The organism is Shewanella sp. HL-SH4 (genome assembly GCF_051164845.1).
Taxonomy (GTDB): Bacteria; Pseudomonadota; Gammaproteobacteria; order Enterobacterales; family Shewanellaceae; genus Shewanella; species Shewanella glacialimarina.
This window is the reverse complement of sequence record NZ_CP195037.1, coordinates 1,462,256-1,487,404: the sequence shown is the minus strand read 5'-3', so window position 1 is coordinate 1,487,404 and position 25,149 is coordinate 1,462,256. Positions and strand designations below refer to the sequence as shown.

The window sequence follows — 25,149 nt, the reverse complement described above, 5'->3', positions numbered from 1 at the left end:
CTTACTTCATTATTGCGCTTAATGATTCTTGATTGCTGTAACGCTTAGCAATAAAGTCTAAAAAGGCACTGATATTTGAGGCTAATTGTCGCCTGCTTGAATATACGCCATACACTTTAATAGAATCCATTGGCCATTCTTGCAAAATAGGCACTAAATTGCCCGAGGCGATTTCTTGCTTGCAACTGGTATTGGATAATAAGGCAATGCCAAAATCATCTAAGGCAAAGCGTTTAACCATTTTTGCACTGTTAACCCGTACTTTACGTTGAAAGGTGGCCATAAATTTACGGTTACCTTTGCCTACTGACCAAATTGGCGCGGATAAACTCGTACCTAATAATATGCCCTGGTGCTGATTGAGTTCTTGCGGTGAAGCGGGGACGCCATGTTTTTTGATGTAATTTGGGCTGGCGACTAAAATCGGCTGTCTTTCAAATAATAATCTGGCAACTAAATCAGAAGACTGTAAAGGACCGTACTTAATGGCAATATCATAGCCTTCACCCACCAGGCCAATGTCGCTGTCGGTAAACTGAATGTCTAACTCTATATTAGGGTAAAGTCGCATAAAACTTGAGCATAAGTGACCTATCACTTCTTGTGAGAAAGACACCGGAATGGCAATTCTTAATGAACCAGAAATATCATTATGGGTGTTTTCTATGATGGCATTGGCGGCTTCAATTTCTTGGCTAATGGTTTCACAATGCTGAAAATATAGCGCGCCAACTTGGGTTAAGCTGATATTTCGGGTGTTACGTTGCAGTAAACGCACCCCTAATTCTTCCTCAAGTTGAGCAACTTTACGGCTAATTGTTGATTTAGCTTGTCCGATGTCTCGTGCAGCTTGAGAGAATCCGTTAGCCCTTACTACCGCTGCAAACAGCATCATACCGTTCAAATCCGGCATATTACCCTCACTGTCTCATTTATGGAACAAAGCGTCCAAGGTAGTTTATATGGTAATTAGCCTATTAACAAAGTTATATTTACGGGCTAAAAATTTCAGAGGCTAACGACGCAGAGGATCTAAGGATGACCAGCAAAAAGCAGCCCGCTAACAAGACTAAAGTACTATCAGCGGATCCATTATTTTTACAAGCTGAACACCTGGCTAAAGATTTTTCGTTATTTCCTGCCCATAGTAAGCAGAGTTTATCGGAAGAAGTTAAAGGGTTATTAACTGAAGATGCGATTCAAGCAAACTTAAAAGGTTTGGCGTCTTTGGATGTTGACGGCTACGTCAATAAAGTTATTTTACCGTCGCAAGACAAAAATCGCCCTGGCGCGAAACGCATGATTGCCGATTTAAAAGGTAAAATCATAGCAGAAAGCCATCTAGGATCATTCTACCGTGCTGAAGTTGAGTTAAACTTCGGCACTCGAACTCGCCGAATTGGTTTTGTTGCCCAAGAGCGCAGCACTGCTAACGGTGCTTGGATGCCTGAGCACCATTTAGCGGCCTGCAAAGCGATCCGTCACTTTGCTGAATTATCAATGCCTATTATTTACCTTATCGACACACCAGGTGCCGATGCGGGTGAAATCGCCAATAGTCAAAACCAGGCACATACTATTTCTAAAGCCATTGCAGAAAGCGCCAACGTTGACGTACCTACAGTGGGTATTGTGATTGGTGCAGGTTACTCTGGTGGTGCTATTCCACTGGCTGCAGCTAACATTTTGTTGTCTATCCGTGATGGTATTTTTAATACTATCCAACCGCAAGGTTTACAAAGCATTGCACGTAAGTACAACTTGTCTTGGCAGGAATGTGCTAAGTCTGTGGGGGTATCGCCTGAAGAGCTTTATACCGCAGGTTGTATCGACGGTATTATCGATTTCACCCCAAGCGATAAAGATGAGCGCCAACATAACTTACGTCGTGCCATTATTAGTTCAATTGAAGCGGTTGAGCGTGCGGCAGTGAACTTTGTGCGTGAGTCTGACGATTTAAAAGAACATTATGATCGCAGTTTACAGCGTTTCTTAGCACCGTCTAAGAATCTCGTTACCCTTGAAAATAATACCGGTTTGGCTGTGGCAAGCAACCCGACCATGCACCACAATATTTTTGGTAGTGCATACCGATATTTACGTTACCTGACCTTGCGCAGCCGTATCCATTCTATCTCGCTTGAGCAGTATGGTCGTTTATCAAAAGTGAGCGTACCAGAAGGTGATTTGCTTGAACGTATCAAGCAAGAGCAAGAGCGTGTGTTCCAAGCTTGGTTAACAAACCCTGATAAGCTGGTTTACGATGAAGACCTTAATAAGTTATGGGGCAATTTCTCGACTAAACGCAGTGAGGTGTCTACTGAGCGTAACGTCATTACTCGCTTTATTTTGGGTGAGCCGAAAGAGAACTATAAAAAAGCACGTAAGGCATTAATTTTTAACCTCGCTTGGTCTTTATTCCACCGTTGGAAAGGTAACGCAGCTAACAACTTTAAAGGCTTAATTCAGCATTTAGAGTCATTACCAAAATCAGCAACGCAAGCCGCATGGCCTGAGCTAAATCAACTGACCGTATTAGATGTAGTGGTTAATGATGAACTTCGTGAAGATTTTATTTGGCACTGTCACAATATTCTGATATTTAACGCCTTGTATGACAATGTTGTAGGCAGCCTAGCGTCTATTTCGAAAGAAGCGATGATGTCGAAAAGCTTGGCGCGTGCATCAGTTGATAAATTACTGCATAAATCGATTGATAATGCACTTTCAACTAATGATGAAGCCAATGACAAAGCCAAGTTCTACAAATGGCTTAAATACTTTATGGCACAATCAAACCGTGCTGAATTGTTAACCCGTGTAGAACAATGGAAAAGTGTTGGTTTCCCACAACTTAACGATTCATTATTCGTTATCTTGACTTATTTCTTTGAGCGTTTATTACCAGAATACTTCGACAGTGAGGATGAGCACGATAAATACACAGGGACAATCAACCCTGTACGTATTGGTCGTCGTAAAGATTTCTGGAACCGTTTGACCATGGGTTATCAAGATTTGTTAATCCAGAAGGTCCTTCGTGAAGAGAAGCAAAAAGGCAAAATGGGTTGGGAGAATGTGGTTGCCAAATTCTTTACTCAGTTTGACGAAATTAATGCAGACAAAATGTCGGCTAACTTGCTTAACTTCCCTGGGTTCCGTTTATCGATTGAAGATGCCATTGATAAGAAAATTCGCCCATGTGGTTTGATAACAGGTCTTGCTGATTTTAAGCACGAAGGTAAAAAACTACGCGTGGGTGTGGCAGTATCAAATATCGCCTTCCAAGCGGGTGCATTTGATATGGCCAGCGCTGAGAAGTTCAGTGCGCTATTAATTGAATGTGCTAAGCGTAAACTTCCGGTTATCTGTTTTATTAGCTCTGGTGGTATGCAAACCAAAGAAGGCGCAGCGGCGCTATTCTCAATGGCTGTAGTAAACGATCGTATCACTCGTTTTATTCGTGATAACGAATTACCGGTATTGATGTTTGGTTTTGGTGACTGTACCGGTGGCGCACAGGCGAGTTTTGTAACGCATCCTTTAGTACAAACTTACTATTTGTCTGGCACAAATATGCCATTTGCAGGCCAAATGGTGGTACCAGCATATTTGCCGTCTACCGCGACACTGTCGAATTACTTGTCTAAAGTGCCAGGTGCAATGACGGGCTTAGTGTACAACCCATTTAGCGACACATTAGACGGTTTGTTGACGGGTATTGATCCATTAATGCCACTGCCAACAGCACGTATTGAAGACGTTATTGGTCAAGCCTTATCAACATTAGTGCCTGAGGTGGTTGAGGTTGAAGAAGTTATTCTTCAAAATGATCCCCGTGCATTAATGAAGCCTATCAACACAGTGCTTATTCATGCCCGTGGTTGTACAGCGGTTAAGTTAATTCGCAAAGCCCATGATAATAATATCAACGTGGTATTAGTTGCATCCGATCCAGATATGACTTCTGTACCAGCGGATATGCTAAAAGAGACCGATAAACTGGTTTGTATTGGTGGTAATACCTCTGATGAAAGTTACTTAAACGCTTATTCAGTGTTAAGAGTGGCTGACTACGAAGATGTTGATGCGCTTCACCCAGGTATTGGTTTCTTATCAGAAAGCCCGCAATTTGCTGCATTGTGTGTGAATAATGGTGTCAACTTTGTTGGCCCAAGTGTGCATTCCATGACCACTATGGGTAATAAGTCTAACGCGATTCATACCTCTCAAGCACAAAATGTCCCAGTGGTTCCTGGTAGCCACGGTATTTTGACTAATGCTGAGCAAGCCGTAAATGTGGCAATTGAAATTGGTTATCCTGTACTGCTTAAAGCAGTACAAGGTGGTGGTGGTAAAGGTATTCAGGTGGTTAAACGCGCCGAGGATATGATTGGTTTATTCCAAAAAACTGCTACAGAAGCCGCAGCTGCATTTGGTAATGGCGACTTGTATTTAGAGAAGTATGTCACCTCGTTACGTCATATCGAAGTCCAATTGCTACGTGATAAATTCGGTAATACCAAGGTATTAGGTATTCGCGATTGTTCTGTGCAACGTAATAACCAGAAAGTGATTGAAGAGTCTGGTTCAACTATGTTGCCAGAAGAGCTTAAGCAACGCGTGATGGAATATACTCGTGCATTGGGTGTCGCAACTGATTATATGGGCGCCGGTACTGTTGAGTTTATTTATAACTTAGATGCCAATGAAGTGTACTTCATGGAAATGAATACACGTCTGCAAGTTGAACATCCTGTTACTGAAGCCACTTCAGGTATTGATATCGTTAGTGCACAGTTTGATATCGCCGCAGGTCGTTCAATTGAAAACCTTCAGCCTGTTGATCAAGGCTATGCGATGGAAGTACGTGTGACGGCCGAGAAAGCCGCCTTAGACAGTCATGGTATTCTGCAGCTATTACCTAACCCAGGTATGATCACTGAATGTATAATGCCAAAGCGTGATGATGTGGAGCTGATTTCGATTGCTGAAGCCGGTAAAGAAATATCACCATACTATGACAGTTTAATCGCGCAGATCATTATTCGTGGTATCGATCGTGAAGATGTTATCAAGAAAATGTATGAGTATTTAGATACAGTAGTGATTAAAGGTATTGCGACCAACATTCCGTTGTTGAAGCGTATTCTTAAAGATCGCACTTTCAATGAAGGCGTATACGACACTAACTACTTACCACGCTTAATGGCTGAGCTAGATATTCCAGAGCTTATTGCGGAAATGGAAGCTGCGGCAGAAAACGTTAAAGTAGATACTGAGTCGTTACGTGTTGGTGAAAGTAATGAGCTGAAAGTATTGGCTCAGGGCGCAGGTATTTTCTACACTTCACCAGCACCGGGTGAAGCTGATTTTGTTAAAGAAGGCGACATAGTGACTGTGGATCAAACATTAGCCTTAACAGAAGCTATGAAGATGTTCTCGCAAGTCACATTAGCAGGCTTTAACCGTCAAGATGCAGTTTTGTATCCTGAAGATCAGACATACCGTATAGAGCGTATTTTAAACAGTAATGGTCAACAAGTTTCACAAAATGACCTATTGTTTGTTATCTCACCGGTTGACGCATAACGGCTTAGCTAACTGATATAAGTTAATCTTGTAAGCCAGATAAAAATACCCGCCAAGTGCGGGTATTTTTTTGTTTAAATCAACTCTATTTTTCAATAAAAAATATCTTAATTGGCTTTAAGGTAGGTGAATTGCAATATTTTGACCAAATGGTAGTTTTTTTCTTGCTTGGTTAAAAAATATTCAATTATTTTTATTTTGCTGTTTTGTATAGATTAATTGCCTTTTTTTGCATTTTTTTTTGATGAAAAGTCATAAATATTGCAACTCCTATTTGCGCCCAGCATGGTTCCAATTTACAATATGCGCCTAAAATAACCTGATGTGCGGTGTGTCGGTACTTTTCGCATGCTCCGTCTACTTCTTAAACTAATCATTAAAGTTGAATCATGACCGAATTATCCAAATACAGAAACATTGGTATCTTCGCTCACGTTGACGCGGGTAAAACCACGACCACCGAGCGTATCCTTAAGCTAACCGGTAAGATCCACAAAATCGGCGAAGTACATGACGGCGAATCTACAACTGACTTCATGGAACAGGAAGCTGAGCGCGGTATTACCATTCAGTCAGCAGCAGTAAGCTGTTTCTGGAATGATCACCGTTTCAACGTTATTGATACTCCAGGCCACGTTGACTTCACTGTTGAAGTATATCGTTCGCTTAAAGTACTTGACGGCGGTATCGGCGTATTCTGTGGTTCAGGCGGTGTTGAGCCTCAATCAGAAACCAACTGGCGTTATGCTAACGATTCAGAAGTCGCGCGTATCATCTTCGTAAACAAGTTAGACCGTATGGGTGCTGACTTCTTAAATGTTGTTAAGCAAACTAAAGACGTTTTAGCGGCAAATCCATTAGTGATGGTTTTACCAATCGGTATCGAAGACCAGTTCACTGGTGTTGTTGACCTACTAACTCGTAAAGCACACATTTGGGATGATTCTGGTCTACCAGAAAACTTCGTAATTACTGATGTGCCAGCTGACATGGTTGACTTAGTTGAAGAATACCGTGAAATGCTAATCGAAACTGCTCTTGAGCAAGACGATGATCTATTAGAAGCTTATATGGAAGGTGTTCAACCATCTATAGAAGACGTTAAGCGTTGTATCCGTGCGGGTACTCGTACAATGGCTGTGTTCCCAACATACTGTGGTTCAGCATTCAAAAACAAAGGTATGCAGTTATTACTAGATGCCGTTGTTGATTTCTTACCCGATCCAGTAGAAGTTGATCCACAACCGCTAACTGACGAAGAAGGTAACGAAAATGGCGAGTTCGCAATCGTTGACGTTGATGCTCCATTTAAAGCATTAGCATTCAAGATTATGGATGACCGTTTTGGTGCATTAACATTCGTACGTGTTTATTCAGGCCGTTTGAAAAAGGGTGACACCATCCTTAACTCATTCACTGGTAAAACTGAACGTGTTGGCCGTATGGTTGAAATGTATGCTAACGAGCGTATAGAAATTGAATCAGCACAAGCTGGTGATATTATTGCTATCGTTGGTATGAAGAACGTGCAAACTGGTCACACTCTATGTGATCCTAAGCACCCTTGTACCCTAGAAGCCATGGTATTCCCTGAGCCAGTAATTTCTATCTCTGTTGCGCCAAAAGATAAAGGCGGCAGTGAGAAAATGGGTATCGCTATCGGTAAAATGATTGCAGAAGATCCATCTTTCCGTGTTGAAACTGACATCGATTCTGGTGAAACCATCCTTAAAGGTATGGGTGAACTTCACTTAGACATTAAAGTAGACATCCTTAAGCGTACTTACGGTGTTGAACTAATTGTTGGTGAGCCACAGGTTGCTTACCGTGAAACTATCACAGCAGAAGTTGAAGATAGCTACACGCACAAGAAACAGTCTGGTGGTTCTGGTCAGTTTGGTAAAATCGACTATAAAATCCGTCCAGGTGCTGCAAACACAGGTTTCGTGTTTAAGTCTTCTGTTGTTGGTGGTAACGTTCCAAAAGAATTCTGGCCAGCGGTTCAGAAAGGTTTTGGTAGCATGATGAACACAGGTACTATCGCTGGCTTCCCAGTGTTAGACGTTGAATTTGAATTAACTGATGGTGCATTCCACGCAGTTGACTCTTCAGCTATCGCGTTCGAAATCGCTGCTAAAGGCGCGTTCCGTCAGTCTATCGCTAAAGCTAAGCCACAACTTCTTGAGCCTATCATGAACGTTGACGTGTTCAGCCCAGATGACAACGTGGGTGACGTAATTGGTGACCTTAACCGTCGTCGCGGTATGATCAAAGATCAAAACGCTGGTATGACTGGTGTTCGTATTAAAGCTGAAGTACCGTTATCAGAAATGTTCGGTTATATCGGTTCTTTACGTACTATGACTTCAGGTCGTGGCCAATTCTCTATGGAATTTGCTCACTACTCACAATGTCCTAACAGCGTTTCTGAGAAAGTTGTTACGCAAGTTAAAGAGCGTAAAGCTGCAGAAGCTAAGAAGTAATTCTTAACTTATCGCTGAAAAAAACCGTTGCCTAGGCAGCGGTTTTTTTATGCTTTAAATTTGGCTTGGTATGATGAAAATAAGATAAAAGTGCATCAGAAAAATATTATTATTAATATTTTCTTGGCACTTAAGTTAAAGACTTATGCGAGCTTACATAGCAAGCCATTGACAAGCTAATCTCAATAACCTCTTTCAGTTGGGCTTTATTAGGTCCATACTGTTTGCTCTACTGATTGACATCACAAACTTACATTGATGCCAAAAGCTAGGAACTGTCCTCAAGTTGACTCAAGCTGACTTTAGGTAATGCATTTGTTATTAAAGGAAAATATTATGAGCAAAGGACAAGACAGTAAAAAAGATGTGAAAAAGCAACCATTGTTAACCGCTAAGGAAAAGAAAGCTGCGAAGAAATCAAAGAAAGATGTATTAGGTAGATAGTCCGCGAGTGTTACCCATTCTCCGGGGGCAGTCAAAACTACATTGCTTGCGCGTTTTGATTTCACCCTGAAGATTAGCCTCTATGACTTCATCACCAAGATTTAACCCAGATGTTGTCGCATTTGGTTAGGCTTAATTAAATCAACGTACTCATAAAGGAGTGTTTGTGCTGTTGGTCTAACAATATGAGCTTCGGTATTAATACCCGGTTAATTCCATATAGCCCACACCTGAGTGCGTGCCTTCGATTTGTATAGGGCCTTCCCAATACGTTGTCGACAACAACATTTCACTATTGGGATTAAGTGCTTGGGTGGTGATATGAATGTTTTCGCTATCAATATCAATTTTCCAGCCAGTTGGGTAGCGCGTATTTTTGCTGGTATGCCAAGCGATAGGTTGCATATTGATGTCATTGGGATGACTTGCACTGGTAATGTTACGGCCACTGCCATCAGCCAGCATAAGTCTAGCGCTGTAAAAACTATCCTGTGGTTGTTCGCCTCTTAATCTAAACATCATTAAAGTCTGTTTTTCATCAAGTCGAATAGAAAACCAGTCCCAACCTTGCTGACTATCGGTTAACAGCTGTGAGCTCCACTCTCTGTCTAACCAGGCTTGGCCGCTGACTATGTCAGTTTTACCGTTACGGTTAATTGTGCCTGATACGTTTATATAAGGTTGGCTGTAATAGTGGGAGGCGACTTTACCGTCAGCACTTTTAATGCTCAACCCTTGTTCACCCTGTAATTGCCATGGGCTTTGGCTGTCTAAACTCAATTGGTAACTAAACTGCTCACTTTCAACATTTAAGCTGGCGGGGAATGGGCTGTTGTTATGACTTTGCCAACGCCAATTATCTAAGTAAATTGCAAACGGATTGGCGGATACCTGTGCAAATTGTGGATGACTGCGGGAGAACTTCTCTGCGCTGTAATGCTCACTTTTACTGGTTAGCGCAGCATGGGCCATAAACATTTGATTGGTCGCCCAAGGAGACTGTTTAGGTGATATATTGTTATGTAGATCAGTAGATTGAGCCTTAGGTGGAGTCGGTGGGCTTAATGCGCTGCGAAATTGAGTCCATTGAATACCAATGGCTTCGCCATTTTGAGTGGTTAAGTTGGCCGTAATATACCACCACTCAATCCTGTAACCTTCATGGGGTTGATGATCCTGTGGAAATTCAAGTGTATTGGCGGGACTCACCTGGCTGTATTGCAGTAAGGTTTCATCGGCGGCCAAAAGCTTACCCATCGATATCCCCGTAGCGGGTCTACTGGTACCTTCTGATGATTCAGTACTAGGCTGACATCCCAGTAACATAAGCGTAAAAGTGGTTAGCAGCATTTTTGTTAACTTGCTATTTGAGCAACGCATTATAATGTCTCCTGCTGCAAGCTGCTGATCAGCGGTTTACGGGTTTGCCAATATAGCGGCAATGCTACTGAAACTAAGCAGCTTAGCATCGAAATCATCACCACTCTGCCGTAAGCTGGCCAATCCCATATCATGGCAATCGTCCAACCAAAAGCTTGCAAGGTGACTTTATTAATCAATAAGTAGCCTAATATTGCCCCCATTGGCAGGGCGAGTAAGCAGGTTAGTAACACAATTAACATCATTTGTGATGTCACCATGATTCTGAGCTGTTTGCGACTCACCCCCAAAGCATACAAACGCGCTAATGGCGCTAGCCTTGCCTGAGTTAGCATCATGCAAGCACTGAACAATCCAATGGCTGCGACCAGCAATGTTAGACTATTGAGCACTACTGTGATTGAGAAGGTTTTGGTGAACATTTTAATCGCTTCATCTTTGATGCGTTGTTGACTATACATACTGGCCGATGAAAGTCCTTGTTGACTGATCAATGCTTGCTGAAGTAGCTCATTATCGCCTTGGTAATCCACAGCCAAACTTATGGGATTGGGCGGTAAATGATAGTGTTGCCATAGATAGGGTGAAATGATCAGCTCGCCCATGGGGTTGCCATAATCAAAATAAATGCCGCCAATAGTGAACATCTCGCTATTGGTCTGTGCAACGGGTGTTGGTAATAAGTTATTAGTAGTCTTGCTCAGTTTATCAATATTGATTTTATCACCGATATTAAGTTGATATTTTATCGATAATGGCTCGCTGATGAAGACGTTTTTACCCTGCTCAAATTCGCTCCAAAATGACTCATCTAAATTGTCTGGCGATTTAAATACAGTGGTGTTTTTAATCGAGTAAAAATCGCGACTGACCAGATTAATTGGAATTATGTTGCTAAGGTTAGATTGATCGCGTTGCAATTTAGCTTCTGTCTGCCATTGTTTATAAACAGCAGTCACTTTGGGCTCGGCATCCAGAAAAGCATTAACATCGAGTAGCGCATTCGGATTAGGCCGGATATATAAATCGGCATGAAGTCGGGCATCTAGCCATTGTTTTAAGGTGACTTCAAAACTGCCGACTAAGGTGTTCATCGAAATATTGGCGCAAAGGGCCAGCAATATAGCCATCATCGCCAATGATAATGGCGCGATAATCTCTTTTGTTTCTGCTACCACATATTGCCACAGACCTTTTGGCATTAAAGGTAATAGTAATCTCACGCCAATGCTGATTGTCATGGGTAACAATAATGGAATGGCGATGGTAACAATACCGAGCAATATCAAACTGTGCTTATATTGAGAGGTAAAATTAAACAGTATCGCAGTACTTCCTAATAATATACAGGCGGTTAACGCCTGTTGTTTAAACAGTTTTTCATAAGGTATTAACTGTGCTTGGCGTTGTGCCCCCTGCGCTAAGGACATACGTGACAATTGTAATAACAATGGCCAACATGCTCCAAGCGAGGCAACTAAAGTTAACCCTAATCCTTGTGCAAACCATTGCCATTGCCATAAACCGGGCAGTAATTTTGCGCCATATATTTGTTCTAATGTCATCGCGACCATAGGTTGTAACCACTGGGATAATTGCAGTCCCATGATAAAACCGATAATACTGCCGACAATCACCAGACAGAAAATTTCAATAATCAGCGCGATGAGTAAGTTATGACGACCTACGCCCATTTGCAGTAACTGAATAAACAGCCTTTGCCGTTTCATTAGGCTGTAGCGCACGCCGTTGTAAGCAATGAATAACCCGACAACAAATGCCAACATACTCATAGCGTCTAAATTTAAATGAAAGCTTGCTGTGAGAGCACTAAGAGACTCTCCATCATCTTGATTGTCTATGAGTACCTGGCGACTATCAAATCCAGCCTGTTCTAAAGCGGCAATGATTTGATTTCGCTGCGAGTCGATAACCGATGGTGATTTATCAAGCGGAAAAAAGATGGCGATATAACTTAACTTACCGGGCATATCTAATAATTGTTGCGCAAAAGAAATATCCGCCAACATGCTATTACCCAAACCGAGACTAGCTTCTATTGGAATAAGCTCTACTGGAATATCATTTAAAATGAGCTGCCCTTGGGTCAGTGCATTGATTCTTTCGATAAGATTGTCAGATATTACTACGCTAGGATAACCGGCTAATAAGCGCTGTAATGGAATGGCGGGTGTTGTTTGCTTGGCCTTTGATGACTGGTCATCTTGGTGAGGTTGCATTGACACAGCCGCCATAATGTCACTGCCATTGACCTTCCATGATCGCCCTTGTGGATCACTTGCTATGCCTTCAATGACCGCTAGTGCCGGAATGCCAGCTTGGCGTAAGGCAAAGTAAGCGGCTTCATCGATCCCAGTTTGATCTTTATCGGTAAGGTAAAAACTGGCGCGTTGGCTCAATAATTCGGTTGTTTCACCATAGCTTTGTTTAGCATTCTCATTAGTAGCTTTAACGCCTATCAGTAAGGTTACCGCCAGCATAATACCGAGTAAAATAGCGCTGGCTTGAATAGGGGCCTGGCGATAATGGCGGCTGAAAACCACTAGGCAGCGCTTAATAAGGGACAATGAAAGTGTCATAAGCAATTATACCATGAGGCTTTGAGTTGCATGGGTTTCAACAATATGGCCTTGCTGTAAATGCCAACGGGTTTGCATAAATCGAGCGCATTGTTCGCTGTGGGTCACCATTAATATACAAGTATTAGCTTGCTTTGCCAGTTCAGTTAATAATGACATTACCTGCATGCCAGCTTGTTCATCAAGGTTTCCGGTGGGTTCGTCAGCGAGCAAAAGTTGTGGTTTATGTGCCAATGCCCTAGCTATAGCGACACGTTGTTGTTGACCGCCGGATAAGGTTTCAACCGGTCTGGAGAGTAATTCAGTGAGCCCAAGCTGCTGGCATAATTCATCACACCAAACATTCCAAGATTGATTATTTAACGCTAATGCAAAACTGATATTATCTTTGACATTCAATGGGGTGAGTAAATTAAATTGCTGAAATACCACACCTAAACATTGTCTACGGTATAGGCTCCAATGTGCATCTTGCCAGTCTGTCGTGTTATTAAGATTTTGTGCGCGAAGGATATCCGGTGATGATGCTAATGATAAATGACCTGAGTCTAGGGTTTCAAAACCGGCAATAATGTTTAGCAGAGTGCTTTTACCACTGCCACTAGGGCCGGTTAATGCCACTGTTTGCCCTTGGCTTAACGTCAGGCTAACGTCATCAAGTACTTGATGAAATGTGCCGCCGTCTTTAAAACCTTTGTTGATATTTTTAAGTGCAACAATAATGCTCATTTTTATCCCTGTGCTGTAGCGCTTTAGGTGCGATATCAGTCTAAAGCAATACGTCCTTTTTGGTGCTGACGATCAGCGTATCAATTTAGTCTTGATGGCCTTTCTCATTAGAAGTTGTTATTTTTATAAGGATCACTATTCAAACCAACCTGCATAATTGCCATTGGGTTCAGCCAGTGCGGCTTTGGCCTTGTCTGGGTAATTACTGAATACTCCGTCAACGCCAATCGATTTTAAGGCACGAATGTCATCAGGGTTATCCACCGTATAAACATACACTTTAGCGCCACGCTGGTGGGCGTCATCGATTAATGCTTGGCTGATAAAACTCAAATCTATATGCGCAGAGTATGCTTGTAAATCTGTGACGATTTTGGCTAAATCGAGCGGGATCCCACCCAATAGCGGTGCCACGTAAGCCGTGGGTAATGCTTGTTTAATTTGGGCAAGGTAGGGATGATTGAATGAGCTCATTAAAAGCTGTTCGGGTTTGAAGCCTAAAACTGAAATAGCCTGAGGGTATAAAGCCAGCAGTGGCGGTACAGTATTATCGCCTTTTAGCTCAATATTGACGATGCAGCGGCCCTTAATCAGTTCAAGCACCTGCCATAAAGTGGGTATAGGTTGGTGTTTAACATTAAGCTTAGCTAATTGTTTTAATGACGATTGGCGGATAAGACCGTGACCGTTAGACTTACCTTCTAAGCGACGATCATGAAACACCACCAATTGCCCTTCAACATTATGGACATCGAGTTCTATCGCTTCTGCACCTAAATCCAATGCTGCTTGCATTGCAACCAAAGTGTTTTCGGGATGATAACCACTGGCCCCACGGTGGGCAAATATAAGCATGGTACGTTCTCTGTTTGGTGGTAAGCACAATACAATGGTGTTAATTTGCCCCAATTACAAAGATATGGCTAGTATTGAAAGGTTAAAGTTTGTTTTTCTTATGGCTTTGTTGAGTTTCAAATAATGCCGTTGCCACAATAATAGCCCCGCCGATTAAGGTTTGAGTGCTTAACTGTTCACCCAACACAATTAATGCCAATATCGCGCCATAAAATGGTTGTAAACAGGATACTAATCCGACCGTTTTAGCACTTAAATACCGCAGCGCAGTAGTGAATAAAGCATGCGGCGCAGCGGTAAATACCACTCCTAACAGAATAACCAATCCTACAGTGTGCTGATTAAGATCTGCCATACTGACATCTTGCCATGGGCTTAAAAACATCACTGTAACTAAAGTTTGATAAAACATCGCATGCGGGCCACTGTAGCCTGTGAAGTAACGTTTATGTAGCAGGTTACGGGCGGTGAATAACGCCGCAGACAACACGCCGACTAAAATGCCTAAGGTTATGTCATTATCAAGATTAGGTTCGGGGATTAATAAAATGACCCCAATCAATACGGCTAGGCCGGAAACTACATCGACCCATTTAAGTTGGGTACGGTTGATTAAAGGTTCGACTAACACTGTCATCACAGGATAAGTGAAGAAGGCAATCATACCAATGGCAACAGATGATAATTGCATCGCGGCAAAATACGTTACCCAATGACAACTCACGAGAACACCGAGTAAAATGGCAATAAGGTAATCTTTGCTATGACGTAATTTGAGGGTTTGCTTGCTGGCCTTTACTAGTAAAGCCAGAACAAAGGCTGCGACGATACAGCGTAAAAAGGTAATGTTAAGCGCACTTAGCGGAATAAGCTTAGAAAAAAGCGCCGTACCACCAAACAGTAATACGGCTAGATGTACTTCAACTAACCCCGAGCGAGGTTGAGTGGTAGGCACTTTTAATCGCTATTTAAGGTTAATGTTTGCAAACGCTTGACCTAAACGAGTCACTTCGCCAGGTTCTACGCCATCAGCGAAGGTATCAATGGCATCTTGGGCAAATAACATCACCACAGTACTGCCTAACTTAAAGCGGCCCATTTCAGCGCCTTTCTCTAATGTTAATGCTTTAGGGCCTGTGGTTGGATAATCCCAACTAAAGACCTGCTTGCCACCGGGCGGTGTTACTGTGCCAGCCCAAATGGTTTCAATGCTAGCTACAATCGTTGCGCCAACTAATACCATGGCTAATGGGCCTATTTCAGTTTCAAAAATAGCGACCACACGTTCATTGCGGGCAAAAAGCCCTGGCACATTTTGCGCGGTGAGTGGGTTAACTGAAAACAAGTCGCCTGGTACATAAGTCATTTTAGACAAGGTGCCGGTAATCGGCATATGAATACGGTGATAGTCTTTTGGTGCAAGGTAAATAGTGGCAAAATCACCGCCGTCAAAACGGTCGGCATCGGCTTTATCACCACCGAGTAAAGCTTGCGAAGTGTAACTATGCCCCTTTGCCTGGAATATGTTGCCAGATTCAATTGGGCCACATTGGCTAACCGCACCATCAACTGGGTGCGCCATGATGGTTGCGTCTTGGTTTATTGGGCGTAAACCTTGTTTTAATTCACGGGTAAAAAAGGCATTAAAGGTGTTGTAAGCTTCAGGCTCACTTTTAGCTGCTTCTGACATGTCAATTTTGTATTGATTAATGAACCACTTAATAAATACGGTAGTCAGTACCCCAGCTTCTGCTGCTGCAAACTTACCGACTAAGCGTGATAAAAAATGTTTTGGCATGATGTATTGCAAAGCAATTTTTAATGAGTCCAATTTTATTTCCTTACTTTTTTATTAGTTTTGTACGATGAATATGTGTTAGTAAATTAAGTGACTTAAACATGTTTCGCTAAATTAACGTCGACATTCATTATTTCGAAATATCATCAATGGCACGAAAGTGTCGTGCATGTCGCTGTTCATCAAGGCTAGCAATAATACGGTTATAGTTATAAAACCTGTCTTGGGTAATTTTGCCTTCTTTTAAAGCCGTTTGTAGTGCACATCCCGGGTCATCCCCATGTTTGCAGTCTCTAAACTTACAAGTGCCTAAAAACTCTCTAAATTCAATAAAACACCATCCCACTCGTTGAGCATCTAAATGCCACAGAGCAAACTCACGCACACCCGGAGAGTCAATTAAATCGCCGCCACTGGCAAAGTGTAATAGTTTTGCGGTTGTAGTGGTGTGTTGACCTAAACCAGAATTACCAGACACATCGCCGATAAGTAAGTCAGCTTCAGGCATTAATGCATTAATGACCGATGATTTACCGACGCCAGATTGTCCAGCAAACACACTGACTTTATCTTTAAGTAAGTCTTTAAGATCAGCAATACCTTCACCGGTATGGCTACTCAGTTGGTAAACTTGATAACCAATGTCGCGATAGCGGGCTAAGGCTTGTTCAATTTCAGGGCGGTTTTCATCGTTCAATAAATCGATTTTGTTTAGCACAATAACCGGTGCAATGTCAGTGTCTTCACAGGCCACCAGATAGCGATCAATAATTTGGGTAGTGAAACTAGGCAATACCGATGACACAATAAGAATTTGATCAATATTGGCCGCAATAATTTTCACGCCATCATATAAATCAGGGCGAGTGAGGGACGATTTTCGCGGATGAACAGCCTCCACAATGCCGCCAATGTTGGCGTTTGATTGCACTTCAGTGGCTAAACGTACAATAACCTTGTCACCTGTAACTAAACTGGTGACCGCCCGGCGAATATTGCAGCGGGTGATAATGCCGTCTTGGGTTTCAATATCAGCATGTTGACCGAAACGAGATATCACTACACCAGCTTGTTCAGGTGTTAATAAATGATCTTGAATATCAGCACTGTCGCTGGCTGAATCGGTGCGATTCAATCGTTTGGATTGATTTGCACGCATGCGCCTTAATTGGCCTTGGCTTAGGGGTTTCTTTTTACTCACAGAGAGATCTTCATCAATTAAAGGTATTTTTTTGTGTCTTAAAAGGATTATGATACACGCAATGAAATAAAAATGCCTGAAATTAGGGCAATAGATAGAATAAGGCGAACGATATGGCTGCAGATGCGAAAAATTTGATTTGGGTTGATCTTGAAATGACAGGGCTTGAGCCTGAAGTCGATAGAATTATTGAAATTGCCACTTTAGTGACGGATCAAGATTTAAATATCATTGCCCAAGGACCTGTTTTAGCCATATATCAAACCGATGAAGTGCTAGCGGGAATGGATGATTGGAATCAAAAACATCATGGTGAGTCAGGTCTAATTGATCGGGTTAAAGCCAGTAAACACAGTGAGCAAGATGCGATTGATCAAACGATTGAGTTTTTATCACACTATGTTCCTAAGGGCGCATCACCTATGTGTGGTAATAGCATTGGCCAAGATCGCCGTTTTTTGAACAAGTATATGTTAGAGCTTGAAGATTATTTCCATTACCGAAATGTCGATGTCAGCACCATTAAAGAATTAGTCCGTCGTTGGAGCCCTGAAACTATGAATGGCTTTACAAAAAAGAATACCCATCAAGCATTAGAAGACATCAAAGAATCTATTGCTGAATTGCAGTATTATCGTGGTCAGGTATTTAAAATTTAACCAAACGATTCAGTTTTTGCAAAAAGAGTGCAAAAAGGGGTTGCAGCATATTAAATATTACCTATAATGCGGCCTCAACTTTCTACAGAGTGTTAAGCTCTGACTCATAAAAAGTAGGAGTTTGAAATATGCGGCATTAGCTCAGTTGGTTCAGGTAGAAAGACGATACCTTGCTGATTGTTACAAATGAAGCAAATAGTAAGCGACATTAGCTCAGTTGGTAGAGCGATACCTTGCCAAGGTATAGGTCATCAGTTCGAACCTGATATGTCGCTCCAAATTCCAAGATGATTTTGAAATGCGACATTAGCTCAGTTGGTAGAGCGATACCTTGCCAAGGTATAGGTCATCAGTTCGAACCTGATATGTCGCTCCAAAATCTAAATTTACAAAATGATTTTTGATATGCGACATTAGCTCAGTTGGTAGAGCGATACCTTGCCAAGGTATAGGTCATCAGTTCGAACCTGATATGTCGCTCCAAAATCACTTACCTTCTTATAAACCTCTCCCTTTAAATATCAATAAAAATTAGCTCGGTTGCGATTTTAAAAATTGCGATACCTTTTTGTTTGCCAAGGTATAGGTCATCAGTTCGAACCATTCCTTATGAAGAGAGGGTCGCTGCAAAATCACTTTCTCAGTTTAAATATCTAATTTGAAATGCGATATTAGCTCAGTTGACCGAGTGAAAGGGCAAGTATCTTTTCACATCACTCGGGCTAAAAAAAGTAATCGTTTATACGAATAACTTCCAATAAATACAAGAAGGAGCCAACTCTTCTGTCCAACTCCTGTTAAAGGCCTAGTCAAATAAATATAATAATGCTACTCATAGAAGTATGGGGGTTGTTCGATTGAATGTGTGTATTCTATTTATGCAAATATTGCGTATGTTTTCATGGCATACTAATCTTAAACTAATTAAAAAAATAAAAAGGTTGTCTAATGAATATAGAGTCGATCAACACTGAGCGATCGCTATGTACTAATTGTGCGAAGGAAAATAATTTAGACTTTGATTTTACTATGGCCTTTCAACCAATTATTGACTGTAGCACGCAAAGCATTTATGGCTATGAAGCATTAGTTAGAGGAATTAACAATGAGTCAGCATATGCCATTTTGTCTCAGGTTACTGCTGACAACCGGTATGTTTTCGATCAGCTTTGTCGTATTAAAGCGATCGCTTTAGCGTCGGAGTTAAACATAAGCTCGATGCTAAGCATCAATTTTTTACCTAATGCGATTTATAACCCAGAGCGCTGCATTCGAACGACCTTAGACGCCGCTAAAAAGTATAATTTTCCAACAGAAAACATTATGTTTGAATTCACAGAAGTTGAAAAAGTTGAAGATAGCAAACATTTAAAGGAAATTGTTGAATACTACCAAAAGCTTGGTTTTAAAACCGCCACAGACGATTTTGGATCTGGCTACTCAGGTCTTAATTTATTGGCAGATTTTCAGACTGATATTGTAAAACTAGATATGGCATTAATTCGAAATATAGACAAAGATAAAGTGCGTCAGTCAATTGTGACAAATACTTTAAATTTACTTACTGAACTAAACATTACGCCTTTAGCTGAAGGTATTGAAACGAAGGAAGAATATCTGTTTCTTAAAGAGGCGGGTGTTAAACTAATGCAAGGCTACCTGTTTGCGCAACCTGGATTCAAGTGTTTACCTGAAGTGAACTTCGACATGCTTTGAATGTTGAATATAGACATTTTCAATGGTTAATATAAGCGCTTTTTTTATAGCGCTGAGTTCCAAATATACACTAGCCCTATTATAAATTATGCCTTATTTTTGATATCGCTAAATTTTGATATCGCCAAAAACAGTATCCACGATCGATGGGGCCCATAGATATCCCAATCACCCCATGTTGAGTAAGACATCAATACTCCTAAAATCTTCCTCAATTCCGTTAAGTGATCCAGCACGCATTTCTTCATTAATCCCTAATATAAAAACATCAAACAATCAAAAATATGACTTTGCTCAAATACTTGTTAAGTGAAATTTCTAATAATGAAGTTAATTAAGTTATCCCTGATAATCTCAGGCTGTAAAGTGAGGTAGTGATATATGCGTATTCAACAATTAAGTGAATTACTTGAGTATGTTGCCAAATGTCGATTAAACATGGGCAAGTTGTACAAACGATTACACCGTAACGCAGACTCTTCTCGCGTGAAGTTAATGTTGGAATACTTTCAACAGCATGAGAAGCATATCCACGATACGCTAGAAAGCTATATTGAAGATGCGCCAGCTAAAATTCTTGATACCTGGTATCAAGATGTTGTTTTTGAGGATTTTATTAAGCGTTGTGATGAAGCTGTTTTACCAGCTAATATGGATGAAGAGCAAGTGTTAGAGTTACATCTTGATCTTGAAAATCGTTTAATTGAGTTTCTCGAAAAAACTGCAGAATTAACCTCTTGCAATGATGCGAAAAGTGCACTGCTTGATGTGATCCATGTTGCGAAAACACAACAGAAGCGTTTAGTACACAGTGTACTTCGTATGGATGATATTTAAGCTTTAGCCAGCATTTAACTTTTGATTGACTCAAAAATGCCAGCAATGATATTGCTGGCATTTTTATTTGTTGAAAAAAGCCACATGCAGCTGTAGGAGATAAATATAGAACTCTGGTATATTGTGGCTTTGAACCTCTTTTATAATGCTTTTGGCTATTTGATATGACTTCTATTGTTAAAAATCTTGAAAATGAACAAGCTACAGTGGCAATTGGACAATTTATTGCTCAAGGACTAATGCCGCCATTAACGATTTTTTTAACTGGAGACTTAGGCGCAGGTAAAACTACCTTGAGCCGCGGAATTATTCAATCTTTAGGTCATAAAGGCGCGGTTAAAAGTCCAACGTATACCTTAGTTGAGCCCTATGAGTTTGATGGCTTTGATGTATTTCATTTTGACTTATATCGTGTCGCTGACCCTGAAGAGCTCGAATTTATGGGAATTCGTGATTATTTTAATAAAACTAGTATTTGTTTGGTTGAGTGGCCTGAGCATGGGCAGGGTATGTTGCCTGATGCCGATCTTCATTTGCATTTACGCTATAAAAATAATCAACGAGAAATTGAAATTAACGCTTTGTCTGCTTCTGGGCAAACAATTTTGAAAAAATTAAAATAATAATGACTCTACATAAAGCCATTCTTCATCTTACCTGCTGGGTAATAATAAGTACCTCGTTTACAGCACACAGTGCTAACGAGCTCGATAGTGTGCGCATTTGGGCTGCACCAGAATCAACTCGTGTGGTATTTGACTTATCGCAAGCGCCTCAGTATGAATCGTTTACGCTAACCAATCCTGAACGTTTAGTTGTGGATATTAAAAATGCCAGCAATAAAGTCCAATTAGACAGATTAAGCAATAATAGTAAATTAATTAAACGTATTAGGGTGAGTCAATCGCCTGGAAAAGGTATTTTACGGCTAGTTTTGGACCTCAATAAACCAATAAAATCTAACTTGTTTACGCTATCTCCAACAGCTCCATACGGTAATCGTTTGGTGGTGGATTTAGATGATTCCTTTAGCGCAGAAACAAAAGCTAAAGTCACTACCCACTCTTCGGGTACCAACCGTAATATCGTTATTGCCATTGATGCTGGGCACGGTGGTGAAGATCCAGGCTCTATTGGTCCTACAGGTATTTATGAAAAGCGCGTTGTACTCGATATTTCAAAACGCCTTGCGGATAAAATTAATGCGACTCCTGGTATGCAAGCTGTGATGACGCGTACCGGAGATTACTTCGTTGACTTAAACCGTCGCTCAGAGTTAGCCCGCCGCAGTAAAGCCGATTTATTATTATCTATTCATGCTGACGCATTTACATCGCCTCAGCCTAGAGGAGCATCGGCGTGGGTATTATCAATGCGCCGAGCTGACAGTGAATTAGGTCGATTACTTGAGCAAACAGAAAAGCATTCAGAGTTGCTAGGTGGTGTGGGTGATATTATTCAAAATTCTGATGTTGAAAAATATTTAGTGCAAACGCTTATCGACATGCAGAAAAATAATTCGATGGTAATGGGTAATGATATTGCCAAAGATATTTTGCGTGATCTTGGTAGCGTTACTCACCTTCATAAAAAAGAGCCAGAAGCGGCGAGTTTGGCGGTATTAAAAGCGGCGGATATTCCGTCTATTTTGATTGAGACGGGGTTTATCTCAAACCCAGGTGAAGAGAAACTACTCGTTAATTATAATCACCAACAAAAGCTGGCTAATGCGATTCATAAAGGTGTCGTGCGATATTTTGAAACCAATCCACCTTCAGGCACATTACTGTCTCAGAGTGCCAATACTAAGCATAAAGTTCAATCCGGTGAGTCTTTGTCGGTTATCGCGAAACGCTATGGTGTGAGTGTTAATAACCTTAAAAAGGCAAATAATTTAAGGTCAGATGTTGTGCGTATCGGCCAACACTTGGTGATCCCAAGGGCATAATGATGGCTATCCAACTCCTTCCCCCTCAACTTGCAAACCAAATCGCCGCTGGCGAAGTGGTTGAGCGCCCAGCTTCGGTAGTAAAAGAACTGGTCGAGAATAGTCTAGATGCAGGGGCGACAAGGGTTGATATCGAAATCGATAAAGGCGGCAGTAAGCTGATTCGCATCCGTGATAATGGGTGCGGTATTCCCCTGGCTGAACTTGCATTAGCCTTGTCGCGTCATGCCACTTCTAAAGTGCACACATTAGATGATTTAGAAGCCATCATGAGTTTTGGTTTTCGCGGTGAAGCACTGGCGAGTATTAGCTCAGTTGCACGCTTGACGTTAACCTCAAAAACCGCAGAACAAACTGAAGCTTGGCAGGCCTTTGCTGAAGGCTCACAAATGGATGTTAAAGTGACGCCGGCGGCGCACCCTCAAGGTTCGACGATTGATGTTGTCGACTTGTTTTTTAACACTCCAGCAAGAAGACGTTTTTTAAAAAGTGATAAAACAGAGTTTACCCATATTGATGAATGGTTAAAACGTATTGCTATCGCGAGATGTGATATTCATTTCACCTTGACCCATAATGGCAAATTAGTCCGTCAATATCGTCCTGCTAACACCGAAATTCAGCACCAACAACGCTTGGGTCAGATATGTGGCCGTCAGTTTGCTGAAAACGCGCTAACTGTGTCATGTGAGCATGCAGGCCTATCATTACAAGGTTATTTACAGTCGCCGTTTGATAATGTCATCAGTGATAGTAGCTATTTTTATGTTAATGGCCGTTTAGTGCGCGATCGTCTAGTGAATCATGCAGTAAAACAAGCATTTGCAGAGCAAGGAGTTGAGCATCAACCTGGTTATGTGTTGATGTTAGATTTAGACCCACATCAAGTAGATGTCAATGTGCATCCTGCAAAACATGAAGTACGGTTTCATCAATCACGTTACGTACATGATTTTATATTACAAGCTTTGCAGTCTGCTTTAGTGCAAGCGCTCGATTTTGTTTCTGTATCTGACTCAGTAAACTCGGCAACCCTGATCAATAGTGATGAGGCTGTTACGGCAAATACTTATCCGCAAACGCAGTCTACTGCTGGTCAATTTTCACTTTCAGAGTCGGTAGAATCTGAATTATCTCATAATCATGCTTCAAGTGATGTCGCAGGCCGTCCTAATAGCATTAGTCAATTCGGTAGTATGCATATTCCGGGGCAAGCAAGTCGCTCATTTGGCGGATATTCATCTGACCTTAAACCTCGTTATGATGTGAATTCTAACGAGAAAGCTCCAGCATCTAAGCCCTATACACAAGTCCCTAATAAACATATCAGTCAAACAACGATTGAGAGTTATGGACAACTTCTACAAGTATCCGATGACGTTAGCCAAAATACAGATACTAGTCACTATTCTGCCGGTATGCTGCCAAATACTTCAATAGCAAAACCTATGCCGAATGTGTTAAATAACCAATTTTGGGTCATAGTGTCTGAAAGTGAATTAAAATTAATGCCAATTTTTGAAGTGCAAAAAACAGTTGTTCAACAGGAAATTTTGCAAAAATTAGCGACAGGGTTAATCGGCCAGCCTCTATTAATGCCTGTATCGATAAAAGCCGATCCTGACTGGCAATTAATACTTGAACAGGGTGAACCTTTTTTGCGTCAACTCGGTATTGAGTTAACAATTCGCTACGGGCAGTTGATTATCAAAAAAGTGCCCCCATATTTGAGAGATAGCCATTTAGCAACCGTGATACCAGAGCTATTACAATGGATGGCAGCAGTAAAGCCAAATAATGAAGCATTAGCACTTTGGATTGCACAGCAATCAAACGATAAGTTTGTTGCCCCGCAAACGATTTGGCAACAGTTTTGTCTACTTACAGAGGCAACTCAGCAAACAATATTAGCCAATGCCAAAGCATTACCTTGGCAAGCATGGATTAAAGAAAACGCGTGAATAAAGTCGAACGGCCAAAAATCATCTTTTTGATGGGGCCCACAGCTTCAGGAAAGACTGCATTGGCCATACAAATGGCTCAGCAGCATAACTGTGAGTTAATTTCAGTCGATTCTGCGTTGATTTACCGTCAAATGGATATTGGTACCGCAAAGCCAACAGCTGAAGAGTTGGCGCAGGCCCCACATCGTTTGATTGATATTTTAGACCCTAGTGAGAGTTATTCCGCGGCTGACTTTCGTCGTGATGCACTAGAACAGATTGAGCAAATTGTTGCCCGTGGTAAAACGCCTTTGTTAGTTGGCGGTACTATGATGTATTTCAAAGCATTGTTAGAAGGTTTATCGCCTTTGCCCGCAGCAGATGAGACGATACGAGCACAAATTTTAACTGAGGCAGAAAGCCTAGGTTGGGAGACATTACATCGACAACTGTGTGAAATTGACCCAGTTGCAGGTGAGCGAATTCATCAAAATGATCCACAAAGATTGTCGCGTGCATTAGAAGTTTTTCGTATCACAGGTAAGACGATAACAGAGTTAACTCAGATTAAGTCTGCCGAACTACCGTATGATGTAATACAATTTGCGATAGCGCCTAGCGATAGAAAGGTATTACATGGGTTGATTGCAAAACGCTTTCTGCTTATGTTAGATCAAGGTTTTATCAATGAAGTTGCTCAATTAAAGGCCCGTGGCGACTTGCATTTAGATATGCCATCTATGCGTTGTGTCGGTTATAGGCAGTGTTGGGAGTACCTTGATAATGAGGTTGATCATGCGACTATGGTCGAAAAAGCTACCGCTGCCACTAGGCAATTAGCCAAACGTCAATTAACATGGTTGAGAAGTTGGCCTGATTTGCAATGGCTAGAAAGTGGCGATGAAATGAATTTAGTTACACTTATGCGACAATGCTGCTAGCTAATTAGCTGTTACTGTATAAT

The 25,149-nt window shown here is 41.4% G+C and carries 17 protein-coding genes and 3 tRNA genes; 12 read left to right on the top strand and 8 right to left on the bottom strand.

The window, feature by feature from the left end:
• Nucleotide 1: 1 nt before the first annotated feature.
• A complete protein-coding gene (locus tag ACRWQL_RS07410; RefSeq protein WP_434928239.1) occupies nt 2-913 on the bottom strand; it encodes a LysR family transcriptional regulator in 912 nt (303 codons plus the stop codon).
• A 125-nt stretch (nt 914-1,038) separates the two neighbouring features.
• Between ACRWQL_RS07410 and ACRWQL_RS07405 the strand changes: the two genes are divergently transcribed.
• Nucleotides 1,039-5,592, top strand: coding sequence for a biotin carboxylase N-terminal domain-containing protein (locus ACRWQL_RS07405; protein ID WP_434930527.1), 4,554 nt, complete (start codon nt 1,039-1,041; stop codon nt 5,590-5,592).
• Nucleotides 5,593-5,981: 389 nt separating this feature from the next.
• The gene (fusA, locus tag ACRWQL_RS07400) at nt 5,982-8,075 is read left to right on the top strand and encodes an elongation factor G (RefSeq protein WP_434952920.1); all 2,094 of its coding nucleotides are present in this window, start codon (nt 5,982-5,984) and stop codon (nt 8,073-8,075) included.
• Nucleotides 8,076-8,717: 642 nt separating this feature from the next.
• Here fusA and ACRWQL_RS07395 read toward each other — a convergent pair.
• The 7 genes from ACRWQL_RS07395 to rsgA form a co-directional block, all read right to left on the bottom strand.
• Entirely contained in the window at nt 8,718-9,899 is a 1,182-nt protein-coding gene (locus tag ACRWQL_RS07395) for a lipocalin-like domain-containing protein (RefSeq protein WP_434952919.1), read from the bottom strand.
• The gene (locus ACRWQL_RS07390; RefSeq protein ID WP_434952918.1) at nt 9,899-12,499 is read right to left on the bottom strand and encodes an FtsX-like permease family protein; all 2,601 of its coding nucleotides are present in this window, start codon (nt 12,497-12,499) and stop codon (nt 9,899-9,901) included. Before ACRWQL_RS07390 ends, ACRWQL_RS07395 begins: the two co-directional genes overlap by 1 nt.
• A gap of 6 nt (nt 12,500-12,505) precedes the next feature.
• On the bottom strand, nt 12,506-13,228 hold the full coding sequence (locus ACRWQL_RS07385) for an ABC transporter ATP-binding protein (protein ID WP_434952917.1): 723 nt from the start codon (nt 13,226-13,228) through the stop codon (nt 12,506-12,508).
• A 135-nt stretch (nt 13,229-13,363) separates the two neighbouring features.
• Nucleotides 13,364-14,083, bottom strand: a complete 720-nt coding sequence (locus ACRWQL_RS07380; protein WP_434952916.1) for a glycerophosphodiester phosphodiesterase — start codon at nt 14,081-14,083, stop codon at nt 13,364-13,366.
• An 82-nt stretch (nt 14,084-14,165) separates the two neighbouring features.
• Nucleotides 14,166-15,038: a DMT family transporter gene (locus tag ACRWQL_RS07375; RefSeq protein WP_434952915.1), complete on the bottom strand. Its 873-nt coding sequence runs from the start codon at nt 15,036-15,038 to the stop codon at nt 14,166-14,168.
• A 9-nt stretch (nt 15,039-15,047) separates the two neighbouring features.
• Nucleotides 15,048-15,914 carry an archaetidylserine decarboxylase gene (gene asd, locus ACRWQL_RS07370; protein ID WP_226411233.1) on the bottom strand — a complete coding sequence of 289 codons (867 nt, stop codon included), beginning with the start codon at nt 15,912-15,914 and terminating at the stop codon, nt 15,048-15,050.
• Between the two features lie 97 nt (nt 15,915-16,011).
• Nucleotides 16,012-17,082 (bottom strand): small ribosomal subunit biogenesis GTPase RsgA, encoded by a 1,071-nt coding sequence (rsgA, locus tag ACRWQL_RS07365; RefSeq protein WP_226411232.1) that lies wholly within the window; start codon nt 17,080-17,082, stop codon nt 16,012-16,014.
• 113 nt (nt 17,083-17,195) lie between these two features.
• Between rsgA and orn the strand changes: the two genes are divergently transcribed.
• The 10 genes from orn (at nt 17,196) to miaA (ending at nt 25,126) form a co-directional block, all read left to right on the top strand.
• The gene (orn, locus tag ACRWQL_RS07360) at nt 17,196-17,741 is read left to right on the top strand and encodes an oligoribonuclease (protein ID WP_226411230.1); all 546 of its coding nucleotides are present in this window, start codon (nt 17,196-17,198) and stop codon (nt 17,739-17,741) included.
• 202 nt (nt 17,742-17,943) lie between these two features.
• A tRNA-Gly gene (locus ACRWQL_RS07355) sits at nt 17,944-18,019 on the top strand.
• A 22-nt stretch (nt 18,020-18,041) separates the two neighbouring features.
• A tRNA-Gly gene (locus ACRWQL_RS07350) sits at nt 18,042-18,117 on the top strand.
• Nucleotides 18,118-18,148: 31 nt separating this feature from the next.
• Nucleotides 18,149-18,224: transfer RNA gene (locus ACRWQL_RS07345), tRNA-Gly, on the top strand.
• A 465-nt stretch (nt 18,225-18,689) separates the two neighbouring features.
• The gene (locus ACRWQL_RS07340; RefSeq protein ID WP_434952914.1) at nt 18,690-19,457 is read left to right on the top strand and encodes an EAL domain-containing protein; all 768 of its coding nucleotides are present in this window, start codon (nt 18,690-18,692) and stop codon (nt 19,455-19,457) included.
• Between the two features lie 381 nt (nt 19,458-19,838).
• Nucleotides 19,839-20,294, top strand: coding sequence for a hypothetical protein (locus tag ACRWQL_RS07335; protein WP_434928252.1), 456 nt, complete (start codon nt 19,839-19,841; stop codon nt 20,292-20,294).
• A 164-nt stretch (nt 20,295-20,458) separates the two neighbouring features.
• Nucleotides 20,459-20,917, top strand: coding sequence for a tRNA (adenosine(37)-N6)-threonylcarbamoyltransferase complex ATPase subunit type 1 TsaE (gene tsaE / locus ACRWQL_RS07330; protein WP_226411225.1), 459 nt, complete (start codon nt 20,459-20,461; stop codon nt 20,915-20,917).
• Nucleotides 20,918-20,919: 2 nt separating this feature from the next.
• Entirely contained in the window at nt 20,920-22,242 is a 1,323-nt protein-coding gene (locus tag ACRWQL_RS07325; protein ID WP_434930521.1) for an N-acetylmuramoyl-L-alanine amidase, read from the top strand.
• Nucleotides 22,243-22,244: 2 nt separating this feature from the next.
• The gene (gene mutL, locus ACRWQL_RS07320) at nt 22,245-24,203 is read left to right on the top strand and encodes a DNA mismatch repair endonuclease MutL (protein WP_434952913.1); all 1,959 of its coding nucleotides are present in this window, start codon (nt 22,245-22,247) and stop codon (nt 24,201-24,203) included.
• Nucleotides 24,200-25,126 carry a tRNA (adenosine(37)-N6)-dimethylallyltransferase MiaA gene (miaA, locus tag ACRWQL_RS07315; protein ID WP_434952912.1) on the top strand — a complete coding sequence of 309 codons (927 nt, stop codon included), beginning with the start codon at nt 24,200-24,202 and terminating at the stop codon, nt 25,124-25,126. Before mutL ends, miaA begins: the two co-directional genes overlap by 4 nt.
• The last annotated feature ends 23 nt before the right edge of the window (nt 25,127-25,149 follow it).